The following is a 13,449-nucleotide window of genomic DNA, read 5'->3' as shown; positions in this document are numbered from 1 at the left end:
TAACTTATTATTAAGAAAGGAGTTTGTAACAAACGTGACGGGAAACTGCGAAATGTGAGGTCTGTTACCGGCAGGTGATCTGCCGGTAAACAGCAGGGTTTTATAGTTCTTGTTCGAATAAAACCAGCACGGCGTCGTGTAACTGTTTCACCGTAAATGAACGCGCGGGGGTGATGAAGATTGTGTCGTCACCCGCGATAGTCCCGAGGATGCCCTCTGCTTTACCCAGTGAGTCCAGCAGGCGTGCAATTAGCTGTGCGGCACCAGGGCTGGTGTGGATCACCACTAAGGCATCGTTGTAATCAATATCCAGCACCAGATTTTTCAGAGGACTGGTGGTGGTCGGCACCCCCAGTTCAGCAGGCAAGCAATACACCATTTCCATTTTGGCGTTGCGGGTGCGTACTGCACCGAACTTGGTCAGCATACGAGAAACTTTTGACTGATTGATATTCTCGAAGCCGTCTTCTTGCAGCGCCTGCACAATCTCGCCCTGCGAGCTGAATTTCTCTTCCTTTAATAAAGCTTTGAACGCTTTAATCAGGTCGTCTTGTTTTGATGGGTTTCGCATAAGCTACCAATGAGAGAGGAGTTGCAGCAGGCAACAGGCCTACAGCAGATAAATTATTATGCATTTAGATGAATTTTTATGCAATAAAACTTGATGAGTCAATCGCGACATAACGCTGCGGGAGTGGCATGTTATCAGAGAATCCCGCTGCACCAAAATCGCGGGGTAACGCGCAAAGCGAAGGTTGCAATGTTGTTATAGTATTGAAGTGGTAACAACATTATCGATGATCATTGCCGTCCATTGTCTTCTGGCTGCGGATGCATCATTCAGGCGACTTCTGAAGTGGAGATGTCTCGGGAGCCGATTGCGGCGTTTGTTAATGCGCGACAGGTGTGTCGCTATCGCCTGAGAAGTTGATTAAAATCGTAACCTGATGGATTTTCGGCATATCTCTGCCCCACCTTAATAAGGAGTTCAGGATGAAAGTTGCCGTTCTCGGTGCCGCTGGTGGTATTGGCCAAGCGCTTGCACTGCTGCTCAAGACCCAATTACCCGCAGGTTCAGCTCTCTCACTTTATGACATTGCGCCCGTCACACCCGGTGTGGCGGTGGATCTCAGCCATATTCCCACGGATGTGAAGGTAGAAGGCTTCAGTGGTGAAGATGCGACTCCCGCACTGCACGGTGCCGATATTGTGCTGATTTCCGCTGGTGTAGCCCGTAAACCTGGGATGGATCGCGCCGACCTGTTTAACGTCAACGCAGGGATAGTTCGCAACCTGATCGAACAGGTGGCGAGCACCGCGCCTAAAGCCCTGATTGGTGTGATCACCAATCCCGTGAATACCACTGTGGCGATTGCTGCTGAAGTGCTGAAAAAAGCGGGTGTCTACGATAAGAATCGCCTGTTTGGTATCTCAACGTTGGATGTGATTCGCGCCAATACCTTCGTTGCTGCGCTAAAGGGTAAAAAGCCTACCGACATTGAAGTGCCGGTCGTAGGGGGGCATTCTGGCGTTACCATTCTGCCGCTGCTTTCCCAGGTCAAAGGCATTAGCTTCAGCGACCAGGAAGTGGCTGACCTCACCAAACGCATTCAAAACGCCGGTACCGAAGTGGTGGAAGCCAAAGCCGGTGGCGGCTCAGCGACGCTGTCGATGGGACAGGCTGCGGCGCGCTTTGGCCTGTCATTGGTTCGTGCGATTCAGGGTGAAGCGAATGTGGTGGAGTGCGCATATGTAGAAGGTGACGGCGAATATGCACGCTTCTTCTCACAGCCCCTGCTGCTGGGGAAAAACGGCATTGTGGAACGCCGTGCATTGGGACCATTGAGTGCATTCGAACAGCAAGCCCTTAACGGCATGTTAGATACGCTGAAGAAAGATATTGTGCAGGGTGAAGCGTTCGTCAAATAACGCCAGCAGATAAAACAACGCCCGGCGATTGCCGGGCGTTTTCGTTTATAAGCCACCAGACTTGAAAGTCCGACTTGAAGGAGAGCCATTGGTCGCGGGGGTTTTGCGCCCCAGCGTTTCCATGCGCACCTGGAAGGGCGGGAAGGGCATCTCGATACCGTGCTCTTCGAAACCGCGCAGAATGAGCTGGTGCAGCTCATGACGCAGCGGCATACGATGTCCCATCTCAGCGGCGTGTACACGCAGTTCAAACAGCTGAATCCCCTGTTGCAGATCCACGAGAAATACATCTGGCGCGGGCATATCCAACACGTAGGTACAGCGGTCGGCAGCCTGCTTAAGAATGTTCGTGACTTCATCACTGTCAACATGTGCGGGAGCCGGAATGGTGAGCACTACACGTGTGACGGAATCCGACAGCGACCAGTTAACAAACTGCTCGGTGATGAAGGCCTTGTTAGGCACGATAATCTCTTTACGGTCCCAGTCGGTGATGGTGGTGGCGCGTGTATTGATGCGCGTAATGCTGCCCGTCAAATCGCGAATCGTCACGGTATCACCAATACGAATCGGCTTTTCAAACAGAATAATCAGACCAGAGATAAAATTGGCGAAGATTTCCTGCATCCCGAAGCCCAGTCCCAGACCCAAGGCTGCAACCAGCCACTGTAGCTTCGCCCACTCTACGCCAATAATTGAAAAGCCGATCAACCCCCCGATCAGCATCAGCGCATACTTGGTTAAAGTCGTAATGGCGTACCCGGTGCCGGGCGTCAGGCTGAGGTGCTGCAACAGTGCCAGTTCCAGTAGCGCGGGCATATTGCGCACCAGTTGGGTAGTAATGATAAAGACCAGAATGGCAATCAATACCGAGCCCAGCGTAATTGGCTGCACGCTCTCTACGCCTTGAATGGTGGTGCTGACATCCCAAAGCGGAATGTTGTCGAGGAAGCTAAAGGCAGAGTGGATTTCGGACCACAGCACAATCACGGATACCAAGGCAATTAGCGTCAGAATCGAGCGTACCAAACGCAATGACTGGGCGCTGATCTCATCCAAATCCAGGCTGGGTTCATCAATCTCGATGGTGTCTGCAGTAGAAGAGGTCTGTTGCTCTTTTTCTTCTTCGCTGCGCGCACGGTTGGCGAGCATATCGGCACGTCGTTGACGAGCACGATCAAAGGCGATACGACGGCGCTGTATCAGCATCCAGCGGCGAATGATGTGATAAATCACCAGCAGGAAGAACCAGATACCCACGGAGGTTTCAAGGCGCGCCAGAAGTGCCTGCGCGGTTGCCAGATAACCGATGCAGGAAGCCAGCGCGGCCACCAGTGGAATGGCGATCATCAGGTTCCACAGAATGCGGTTCACAAAGTTGTCGCCGTTGCCTTCTTTATCAAGGTACAGCGGAATACCGGCGCGTTTTAGGCTGACGGTAACAATGCTGAGGGCACCACAGATCAGGATAAAGCACAGGCGGCCGAGTGTGGCGGAGAACTGTGGATCGTCCAGATTGGCAAAGGCAATCAACAGCATAATCAGTGGCACAATAAAGCCAACGGAAAGCGAGTAGTAGCGCATTGCACGTGCCACGCGTGCTTGTGGCCAGCGGAAATGCACCACAAACAGCCCATCGTGGCGGGCAAAGGCAGCACTGATCATAAAGGCCCACAACAATGGCAGGGTCGCGGTGATGCCATCGCCAATCGCCACGGCAAACGGATATGGCCAGGCGTGCTGTAAACCAAAGCCCAGTGCAGCCCAGAGGACAGGCAGCGGTACGGCGACCAGAATTGACCAGAACACGGTACGCAGCGTCAGGCTGAAGCGGTCTTGCGTGACCTTGCCGACGCGGCTAGCGGATCGTGCCATAAAGTCATTGTAATGACGGCGAGAGCTGATACTGAAACCGACCAACAGCACCGCGCAAATAATCGGCATCACGGTTTCTTTACTGGTAAACATCATGGCCAGCGCTTTACCGAGCTGCCCGATGGTATCCAGTGACAGCAAGCGGGTTAAATCGCGTGCCACCTCAATGGGGTATTTCAAATCCACAGCGCTGACATCCGCCGTCCAGAACAGGTAGCGGTGCGTGGCGTCTCTGACTTCACTCAGTGCATCCTGCAACTGCGTATTCGATACCTTGAGTTTGGTGATTTCCAGTATCAGCGTATCGCAGCCGGAAATGAGCGAGTTGAGCAGCTCGCGCTGGGTTTTCAACTGCGCGTCAAGGATGCGAATCTGCTCACTGGTGAAGGGCGTGCCGTCATCCTGCTTCTCTTTACGCAGGTCCTTTTGGCGCTCCAGCAAATCTTCATAGTGCAGGCGTTGGACGCGTAACTGCCCCATTTCACTGTCTATCTGCTGGGATTTCGGCATGTCTGGCAGCCGTGCGACCTGGGCACGCAATGCCTCACCTAACAGATTCGATGCGCCAAGCCACTGGGACTGCTCGCGCAGTGTACTGAGCGCCTGACGCACTTGTAGCGTTTGGTTCGTCGCCAGCCGTTGCTGTGAAGCGACCAAATCCATACGTTGGGCTTGCGCATTTAGGTCTGCCGATAATTCACGGTTAACCCGAAATTGATCGCTGATTGAGGCGGGCAGGTCGCCACTGTTCTCTGCCAATTGTTCTGTGCGTTCCAGTGCCAGCTCGGCTTCACGCTGGCGCTGGTTATTAAGCTGATTACGCAGATCTTGCAGATAGTTATCAAGCTGTGTGGCTTTGCGCTGATGGACCTCAGCACGCATGCGCGCCAATTCCTGGCGGTTATTTGCCGACAGCTGTGCCAGCTCTAATTCATCCACTCGCGCTTTGTTAGCGGCATTTTCTGCCAGGCGCGCATAAATCTGCGCTTGGGCTAACGGCGTGGCGGAGGCTGAAAAACCTTGGGCACGACGATCGCTTTCGGTCATCGCACGGCGTGCATCGGTTTGCTGCTGCGGTAACTGTGACAGCGAGTCACTGATTTCGCGGGCGCGATCCTGCTCCTGCTGTGCCTGGCGGCCTTCCTCCAGTAGCTGACTACTGATTTGCAGGATTTCCTGATCCAGCTCGGCGCTGCTCATGTTATTGCGCACCGTTTTGCTGCTGTCCGTCAGCGTAGCGATCTGCTGACGTAACTCACGCGCCAAGCGAGGGAAATCGTCGATCACTTGCTGATACTGTTTGGCTCGCTCTAACGATTCATCACGCTCAGAGAGGAAATTAATCGCCGCTTCAATCGCCTGAACCTGTTCAGCTTGCGTGGGAGAGGCTTTGGCCGCTTTTGCCGTATCCAGTTCCTGCTTGAGCTGACTGGCGGGGGGAACGGTGGCGGCAAATACAGAACTGCTGAGCACCAGGCTCAGCAGTAGGGAGAGGAAAACGCGCACGGGAGAGGTTTCCGGTTAGTCGGCGAGCGGGGCGTGTTCGCCGGGCTGCGGCAGGGCGATGGCCAGCGGCTGACCAAGGCGGGTTTTGCTTTCGGCCTCAAGGCTTTCTGCCAGCTTAACACGGCCTGGCGCAAACAGGTTGATGACCGTGGAACCGAGTTTAAAGCGGCCCATTTCCTGGCCTTTTAACAGCACGACCGCACCATCATGTTCGGCAGAAGGATAGCGCCAGCGTTTGATCACACCTTCACGCGGCGGGGTAATGGTGCCAGCCCACACGGTTTCGATGCTGCCCACAATGGTTGCACCCACTAGAATCTGCACCATCGGGCCATGATCGGTATCGAATACGCAGATCACGCGTTCGTTACGTGCGAACAGGTTCGGGATGTTGCGTGCGGTAAGCGGGTTGACCGAGTAGAGATCGCCTGGCACGTAAAACATCTCACGCAAGATGCCATTACACGGCATATGCACACGGTGATAGTCGCGCGGTGCGAGGTAAGTGGTCACAAACTCACCATCAATGAACTTTTCAGCCAGATCGTCGTTACCGGCCAGCAGCGCTTGCAGCGTGTAATAGTGACCTTTGGCCTGGAAGATTTGATCGCCTTCAATGCGGCCTAACTGGCTCACTGCGCCATCGGCTGGCAGCGCCAGTAGCGTCGCGTCTGGATCGACAGGACGCGCACCCTCTTTTAAGGGACGAACAAAAAAGTCGTTGAAGGTGCGGTAGCTACCGGTGTGCGGCTTGCTGGCTTCCGCCATATCTACTTTGTAGTACCAGACAAAAATGTCGATGACCGCTTTGGTCAGCCAGCCACCACGACGACTGGCGCCCCAGCCGGCAAGTTCGGTAAGCCCTTTCTTGGGCAGAATATGATTCAGGCCGAGTTTAAAACGATCAAACACCGTTGCCTCCTGGCTTAATTACGCTTGGTTTTACAAAAGGGGCCGGATTGTAGCAGTGCCCCGGTCAGTTGGCGAATGTGCCGTTGTACTCGTTAATCTTCGCTGGCGGAAAAGTTTTTACGCGTTTTTACCTGCGCCATGCTCTCCAGGATTCGATGGTAGTTATCGAAGCGCGAGACATCGATGGTGCCCGCTTCAACCGCTTCACGAATGGCGCAGCCGGGATCGTTATCATGTTTGCAGTCGCGGAAGCGGCAACTGCCGAGAAACTCACGGAATTCGACAAATCCGCGCGTAATTTGTTCCGGCTCTAAATGCCATAATCCAAATTCACGGACGCCAGGGGAGTCGATCACATCGCCGCCATGCGGGAAGTGGTAAAGACGCGAAGCGGTAGTGGTGTGTTGGCCCAATCCGGAAACATCAGAAACATCGTTAGTGAGAATCTCATCACCTGCGACATCCAACCCTAACAGATTGTTCAGCAAACTGGATTTACCGACCCCTGACTGACCAGCAAAAATGCTGACGCGCCCGGTGAGTGCCTGTTCCAGCTCAACCAAGCCGTCTTTCGCGCGACTGGAAACCATCAATACGCGATAGCCGATATGGCGATAGATATCCATTTGCTCATCAACAAATGCTCGCGCGTCTTTGTCGAGCAGGTCGGTTTTGTTCAGAACCAGCAGCGGTTCGACGCCGAGGGTTTCACTGGCGACCAGATAGCGATCGATAATGTTGAGCGACAATTCTGGTAGGATCGCCGACACAATAATGATCTGATCGATATTCGCAGCAATGGGTTTAACGCCATCATAAAAATCAGGGCGGGTTAATACGGTTTTACGATCGTGAACCGCTTCTACGATCCCTTTACCGCCGCCAATGGCTGCACGCCACACCACGCGATCGCCGGTGACCAGCGAGCGAATGGTGCGACGGATATTACAACGATGGACTGCGCCTGCGCCGTCTTCCACATCTGCGTGCATGCCGAAACGACTGATCACCACGCCTTCGGACGCTTCTCCAAACAGGCTGTCATCCGGTTCGGGCTTCTCGCTCCGTTGCTGCAGACGACGCTGATGGTTCGCGCTTACGCGACGTTGTTGACCCTTCGACAGTTTATTTTTGCTCACGCATCCTCTCACAGCTTTCGCCAGGCTTCGCCCCGCTGGGCAAAACGTCTATGATACACCTGAATTGAGTTTAATGACGACTTTGGCAACGGGCGGAAAACGCATGACAGCTGGAAATGAAAATAATCTGATTTGGATCGACCTGGAAATGACCGGTCTGGATCCAGAGCAAGATCGCATTATTGAGATCGCGACCATCGTAACGGATGCCAACCTGAACATCCTGGCGGAAGGGCCAGTGTTAGCGGTGCATCAGTCCGATGCGCAGTTAGCGTTGATGGATGACTGGAACGTGCGCACCCACACCAACAGCGGGCTGGTGGATCGCGTGAAGGCGAGTCAGTATGGCGATCGTGAAGCGGAGCTGGCGACCATTGAGTTCCTGAAACAATGGGTACCTGCGAATACCTCGCCGATTTGCGGCAACAGCATTGGTCAGGATCGCCGCTTCTTGTTCAAATACATGCCGGAACTGGAAGCCTATTTCCACTACCGCTATCTGGATGTCAGCACGCTGAAAGAACTGGCGCGTCGCTGGAAGCCTGAAATTCTGCCAGGCTTCAAAAAATCGGGTAGCCATCAGGCATTGGATGATATTCGCGAATCGGTTGCTGAGCTGACCTACTACCGCGAGCACTTCCTGAACCTTTAATCGACATAGGGTGCGCAGGAAATCATCAGGTTGACGATTAAAGCAGCAAACGAGCTGAAAGCGCAAAATTTTGCTTCCAGACTCTTGCCACTGAAAGGATTTCTCGTATAATGCGCACCCCGTACCGGTGAAGAATTTCATTCGTTACGCGGCAATAGCACAAAGATTTTGAATCAAGTATTTCAGTTTGCGGCAAGGCAGCAACTGAACGAATCACAGAGAGCTTACTTCAGTAAGTGACCTGTGTGAGTGAAGGAAGCTAACGCAGCAGCAAATTGAAAGACGAAGATTATGCGGGAATAGCTCAGTTGGTAGAGCACGACCTTGCCAAGGTCGGGGTCGCGAGTTCGAGTCTCGTTTCCCGCTCCAAAAAATGTGCAGTAGTACCCTGTTGCGGGAATAGCTCAGTTGGTAGAGCACGACCTTGCCAAGGTCGGGGTCGCGAGTTCGAGTCTCGTTTCCCGCTCCAAAATGTATACAGTAGTCACCTCTTTGCGGGAATAGCTCAGTTGGTAGAGCACGACCTTGCCAAGGTCGGGGTCGCGAGTTCGAGTCTCGTTTCCCGCTCCAAATTCGGTTCAGTAGATTTTTTCTACGAGCCATGAAAAAAGGACCTCAAAGGTCCTTTTTTTACGTCTTTATTTTGCCTTACTGGCGCGCCATCACCAGTTGGCGGTTCAGCACCACAATATCGTCCTCAGAAAAACGCCCAGCATAAAACTGTAGCTTCCCATACGCCTGGAACCACTCCACATAGCTGCGTATTAACGCCAGCCGCGCCTGGAAGGCCTGACGTTCCGCTTGTAGCGCATCGGTGTTGGTGCGTTCGCCCCCTGCCACGCTGCGTCGCATCGCCTGCACTAAATCCTCGCTCTCAGTGACATTCTGCCGCAGTGTACGAATGCGGCTTAAGCTGGTATCGGTAACGCGAAAATACTGTTCTAGCAGGGTCGCAGTGCTGTTACTGGTGTGCTCCAGTTCATATTGTGCCTGTTCACGCCGGCTGTACGCCTGTCGGGCAGTGTAGTAACTGGAACCCCCGTTAAACAGCGGAATGGAGACCTGAATGCCAATAGTATTGTCGTAATAGTCCCGCCCGATGTTATCGATGTTGTCCGATTCAATATGCTCTCGTGAGGCGAAAGCACTCACCTTGGGCATAAACTCGCCCTTGGCTTTCTCGATGGTGAGATCGCTGTATTGCACGCTCAGTCGCGCAGCCTGCATCTGTGGGTTTTGCTCGTTGGCATCTTTCAACAGAGTAGGCAGATCGAGACGTTGTAATGGCAGCAGCCCATGCTGCAGGTTTATCGCCATCAACTGCTGTGGTTGTACGGGCTCGCCTACCAGAGCCGATAGCTCGCCCAATCGATCCTTAAGATCATTTTCGTCTTTAATCAGCTCCGAACGCGTGGCGCTGATCTGCGCGCGCGTTTCGAGGGTATCAATACGCGTGCCTTCGCCGCGATCGATCAGGCGCTGGTTGTCGCGCAGCATATCCTCGTACACCTGCAGCTGGTACTGCGCCAGTTGCAAGGTATCGCGAGCCAGCAGGGCATTGAGATAAGTATCAATCAGGGTCACGGCCTCCTGCTGCAGCTGCAGCCGATACTGCACGTCGGCATACTGCGCCTGGGTTTTTCCGATGCGATAAGTACTGATGGCAGAGTAATCAAATAGCGATTGTTCAACGGTGATGCCGGCACGTTTGCCGTAGAACTTCTCTTTTACCTGGTAATGCTCGTCGGGCAAACCTGCGATACCGGTGCTCTGAGTCATATTCTCTTTCAGATCGGTACGGTTGCGGAGATAGGTAATGGATGCCTGAGGCAGCAATGCGGCACGGGCGATACCGCTTTCGTCCCGGCCGGCATCACGCGCTGCCGTCGCACTTTTGATTTGCGGGTCGTTGTACAACATACGTGCATAGGCTTGCGCCAGATCGAGTGTGTTGCTCGCTGCCACGGCGTCGGCGCGCGGCGAGTTTGGCGTATCGGTAAAAATGGCGGCGTGAGCCGGTAAAGCGAGCGCACTCAGTAGCAAAATAGCCACCGGGCACCTGCGGCTTTTCAGGTGCACAAAGGTGATTCCTTTCATTTAATTCTCCGTCATCGCCATCCGGCTGCGATCGCGCAGGGGTTTCAGCAGGTAGCTCATCATGGTGCGTTCACCGGTTTTCACGAAAGCGGTGACCGGCATACCTGGCTGAAGATTTTTCCCCGGCAGGACTTCACGGCTATGCAAATTATCGACGTCAATTTCAACGTTGTAGTAGGGTTCACCTTGAGGCGCTTCGATGCGGTCGGCGGAGACAATCCGTACGGTGCCCGGCACTTTCGGCGTGCTGGCGACATTAAACGCCATGAATTCCAGATCGACCTTCTGCCCGGCGTGGACTTTATCAATCGAGGCGACCGGCAGACGCGCCTCCACCTGCAGCGGACGGTCGTGTGGCACGATAGCCATCAAATGATCGCCAGCATTCACAACGCCGCCTTCGGTGAACACTTTGACATCCGCGACGATGCCGCTAACCGGCGCCACGATCCGCGTGTTGCTGACCTCATATTCCGCGCTGTCGAGGCGTCCTTGCAGATCGGCACTGCGGGTGCGCGTCTCAGCCAATGCGTTACGCAGATCTTTCTGGTAGTTGTCGCGCTGCTCGATCAGACGTTGCTGAGACTCCATTAACTGGCCTTGCAGACTGGCTAAACGGCCCTGCTGATCGGCAATCGATCCATTAAGCTGCATATACTGCCGTTCACTCTCCAGCAGGCGATTGCGCGCCAGCAGCCCTTCGTCGGCGAGATCGCGTTGATCGTTTAACTGCTGCTGAAACACGCCGCGCTGCTGCTGTACCGCGTTTAAGCCCTTACGCAGGCTGTTCAACTGATCGCGGGCACTGCTGATGGTGGCCTCCAGCCCGCTTAAGGTCGCTTTTTGCGAACTGCGGCGGCTGTCAAACAGCTGCTGCTGCGTTTGGATGATTTCTCCAGAACGCGGTGAGCGACCGTCACGCAGGCGGCTATCGAAGGGGATGGTGGCGAGTCCATCGCGCTCTGCGGTCAGGCGATTTTCACTGGCAATACTGCTGAGGTACTGAAAGCGCAGGGAATCAAGCTGATTAGCAGGCAGGTCCGGTTCCAGCTCGACCAGCAGTTGGCCTGCCTGAACCGCATCGCCTTCATGTACCAGGATATGTTTGACTTTGCCACTGGCGACAGGCTGCACCGCTTTGCTGTTACCGCTGACAATTACTTTTCCCTCAAGCGGCAGGCCTGCATCCAGCGGCGCCAATGAGGCCCAAGTGAGAAAGCCGACAAAACCAACCAGCACGATTCCCCAGCCAAGACGCACATAATGGCGGTTATCGACGGAAAGGAGATCGTCTGTGGGATCAATCAGTTCGCCTGCAACAGGCAGGCTGATAATGGATTTACTGCTCATGCACCCTCCCGGCGCTGGGTAAAGTCGGCACTGCCTGTGCGATTCAACGGTGTGACGCGGCTGTTCAGATGCGGCGGACGTACCGCAGACACCTGCTGTGCCGGGGCGTTGCCGCGCTGGATACGCTGCATCACTTCCGCCGTAGGGCCGAAGTCTGCTTGCGTTCCGCTGTGCAACACCATCAGCTTATCGGCCTGCTTAAGAATGTCGGGTTTATGGGTCACCACGACGCAGGTGATCTGCGCTTGTTTAATCCGTGCAATCACTTGCGCCAGCATGGCGTCACCCGCCTGGTCGAGGTTGGCATTTGGCTCATCCAGCACCACCAGGCGAGGCCGATCGTAAAGTGCTCGCGCCAGCGCCACGCGCTGCCGCTGTCCACCGGAGAGACCCATGCCGTTTTCGCCCAGCAGGGTCTGATAACCTTCCGGCAGTTGCAGGATCAGTTCATGCACGCCGGCCATTTGTGCGGCATCCATGACTCGGCTGTCATCCATATCACCAAAGCGGGCGATGTTCTCCGCCACGCTACCCGCAAACAGTTGGACATCCTGAGGCAGGTAGCCGATGCGTGCGCCTAATGCTTCACTGCGCCACTGGGTCATTGGTGCATCATCAAGACGAACACAACCGCGTAGCGGAGACCAGGCGTTAACAAGGCAGCGAGCCAGCGAACTTTTCCCCGCGCCGGACGAACCGATGATCACCAGGGTTTCACCGGCAGGCAGGGTGAAATCAATGCCACGCAGCACCGGCTGTGTCTGAGTGGGCGGCGCAGCGGTTAAGGACTCGACGTTGAGTGCGCCAGCCGGGCAGGGAAAGTCCATGCCGGTTTCCAGAGGTGGGAATTCAGCCAGTAACTGGCTCAGACGTTTCTCCGCTTCTTTGACGCTGCTCCATTGGCGTGAAGCCCCGATCAGCTGATCGATAGGTGCCAGTGCGCGGCCCAGCAGGATTGAACCCGCAATCATCATGCCGGCGGTCATCTCGTGTTGCAGCACCAGCCAGGCGCCCACACCTAACGCCAGCGACTGAATGGTCAGGCGCAGACCCTTGTTCCAGCCCTGAATCGCCGACATGCGGGCGCTGGCCAAATTTTGTTCGCGGACATAGCCCAGATGTTGTGTGGCCCAGCGCTGGCGCAGATGCGCCAGCATGCCCATACCGGCAATCACCTCGGCATTACGCAGGTTGGCGCTGGCATCGCGGCGTGAGGTCATCGCCAGAAATCCGGCTTGCTGCAGATGTGGGCGCGTCATGCGTTCATTGAGCCAGCCGACAAACATCAAAATCACTGTTCCGGCGAGGGCAAAACAGCCCAGCAGCGGGTGGAACATAAACATCACCAGCAAATAGACCGGGAACCAGGGGGCATCAAACAGGGCAAACAGCGACTGACCCGTAGCGAACTGGCGTAACTGTTGCAAATCTTCCAGTGGCTGAGCGGCGTTGAGTTTGCCGCTTTTCAGGTTGGCGCTGAAGGCTGCGTCATAAACACGTGGCGCCAGTGTACGGTCAAAGCCGGTGCTCAGGCGGAGCACCACCAGGCTGCGTACCCATTCCAGTGCGCCCAGCAGGGCATACATCATGATCACCATCAGTGAGAGCATCAGCAGCGTCATGGTGTTGTTAGAGGTTAAGACCCGATCGTAGACCTGGAGCATGTAGAGCGCCGGGGCCAGCATCAGGATATTGATCACGCCGGAGAAGACGCCAATATGGATGAAACTGCGTTTATAGCTCAGCAGGGCGCGAGCAAGCTCGCCGCGCGCCTGATCTGCCAGCCGGGCATTGCCTGTTGTCATGTTACGTTAGCCTTGTTCCCCATGAAGTCGGGGTAACGAATACGGCCTGCGGCTTCTGTTTGCAGGCGATGTGGCAAAGCGCTACACTCCGCGATTGCCGGAAAGTGAGGCTTGGCGCTGGAACGCCAAGCCTCGCCGCCGAGGGGCTTAACATCTATGCAGCTTCAAAACTGCGTTGAAATCA

General features: G+C 54.9%; 9 protein-coding genes and 3 tRNA genes. 5 read left to right on the top strand and 7 right to left on the bottom strand.

From position 1 onward, the window contains the following. Nucleotides 1–100: 100 nt before the first annotated feature. Entirely contained in the window at nucleotides 101–571 is a 471-nt protein-coding gene (argR, locus tag F3J38_RS18665) for a transcriptional regulator ArgR (RefSeq protein ID WP_084937964.1), read from the bottom strand. A gap of 422 nt (nucleotides 572–993) precedes the next feature. Here argR and mdh point away from each other — a divergent pair, with 422 nt between their 5' ends. Next, nucleotides 994–1,929: a malate dehydrogenase gene (gene mdh, locus F3J38_RS18660; RefSeq protein ID WP_167140855.1), complete on the top strand. Its 936-nt coding sequence runs from the start codon at nucleotides 994–996 to the stop codon at nucleotides 1,927–1,929. A gap of 45 nt (nucleotides 1,930–1,974) precedes the next feature. Here the strand turns inward: mdh and mscM are convergent, their stop codons facing one another. The 3 genes from mscM to rsgA all read right to left on the bottom strand — a co-directional run bounded on the left by mscM (nucleotide 1,975) and on the right by rsgA (nucleotide 7,361). Continuing rightward, entirely contained in the window at nucleotides 1,975–5,310 is a 3,336-nt protein-coding gene (mscM, locus tag F3J38_RS18655; protein ID WP_167140854.1) for a miniconductance mechanosensitive channel MscM, read from the bottom strand. 15 nt (nucleotides 5,311–5,325) lie between these two features. After that, nucleotides 5,326–6,222, bottom strand: coding sequence for an archaetidylserine decarboxylase (gene asd / locus F3J38_RS18650; RefSeq protein ID WP_167140853.1), 897 nt, complete (start codon nucleotides 6,220–6,222; stop codon nucleotides 5,326–5,328). Nucleotides 6,223–6,314: 92 nt separating this feature from the next. Further along, nucleotides 6,315–7,361, bottom strand: coding sequence for a small ribosomal subunit biogenesis GTPase RsgA (gene rsgA, locus F3J38_RS18645; protein WP_167140852.1), 1,047 nt, complete (start codon nucleotides 7,359–7,361; stop codon nucleotides 6,315–6,317). A 103-nt stretch (nucleotides 7,362–7,464) separates the two neighbouring features. On the opposite strand from rsgA, the gene orn reads away from it, so the two are divergent. From orn to F3J38_RS18625, 4 genes are all read left to right on the top strand, one after another. Beyond that, on the top strand, nucleotides 7,465–8,013 hold the full coding sequence (gene orn / locus F3J38_RS18640) for an oligoribonuclease (RefSeq protein WP_167140851.1): 549 nt from the start codon (nucleotides 7,465–7,467) through the stop codon (nucleotides 8,011–8,013). A gap of 293 nt (nucleotides 8,014–8,306) precedes the next feature. Then, nucleotides 8,307–8,382: transfer RNA gene (locus tag F3J38_RS18635), tRNA-Gly, on the top strand. A gap of 24 nt (nucleotides 8,383–8,406) precedes the next feature. Beyond that, nucleotides 8,407–8,482 (top strand) — tRNA-Gly (locus tag F3J38_RS18630). A gap of 25 nt (nucleotides 8,483–8,507) precedes the next feature. After that, nucleotides 8,508–8,583, top strand: a tRNA-Gly gene (locus tag F3J38_RS18625). Between the two features lie 78 nt (nucleotides 8,584–8,661). Here the strand turns inward: F3J38_RS18625 and F3J38_RS18620 are convergent. From F3J38_RS18620 to F3J38_RS18610, 3 genes are read right to left on the bottom strand one after another with little or no spacing between them, the layout of a single operon-like run. Beyond that, a complete protein-coding gene (locus F3J38_RS18620; protein WP_167140850.1) occupies nucleotides 8,662–10,110 on the bottom strand; it encodes a TolC family outer membrane protein in 1,449 nt (482 codons plus the stop codon). Next, complete coding sequence (locus tag F3J38_RS18615; protein ID WP_167140849.1) at nucleotides 10,111–11,460, bottom strand: HlyD family type I secretion periplasmic adaptor subunit; 1,350 nt, start codon at nucleotides 11,458–11,460, stop codon at nucleotides 10,111–10,113. Further along, entirely contained in the window at nucleotides 11,457–13,265 is a 1,809-nt protein-coding gene (locus F3J38_RS18610) for a type I secretion system permease/ATPase (RefSeq protein WP_167140848.1), read from the bottom strand. Before F3J38_RS18610 ends, F3J38_RS18615 begins: the two co-directional genes overlap by 4 nt. Between the last annotated feature and the right edge of the window lie 184 nt (nucleotides 13,266–13,449).

Source organism: Candidatus Pantoea formicae, assembly GCF_011752625.1.
Taxonomy (GTDB): Bacteria; Pseudomonadota; Gammaproteobacteria; order Enterobacterales; family Enterobacteriaceae; genus Pantoea; species Pantoea formicae.
Note: the sequence above shows the minus strand (reverse complement) of the source record. Positions and strands in the feature narration are given on the sequence as shown.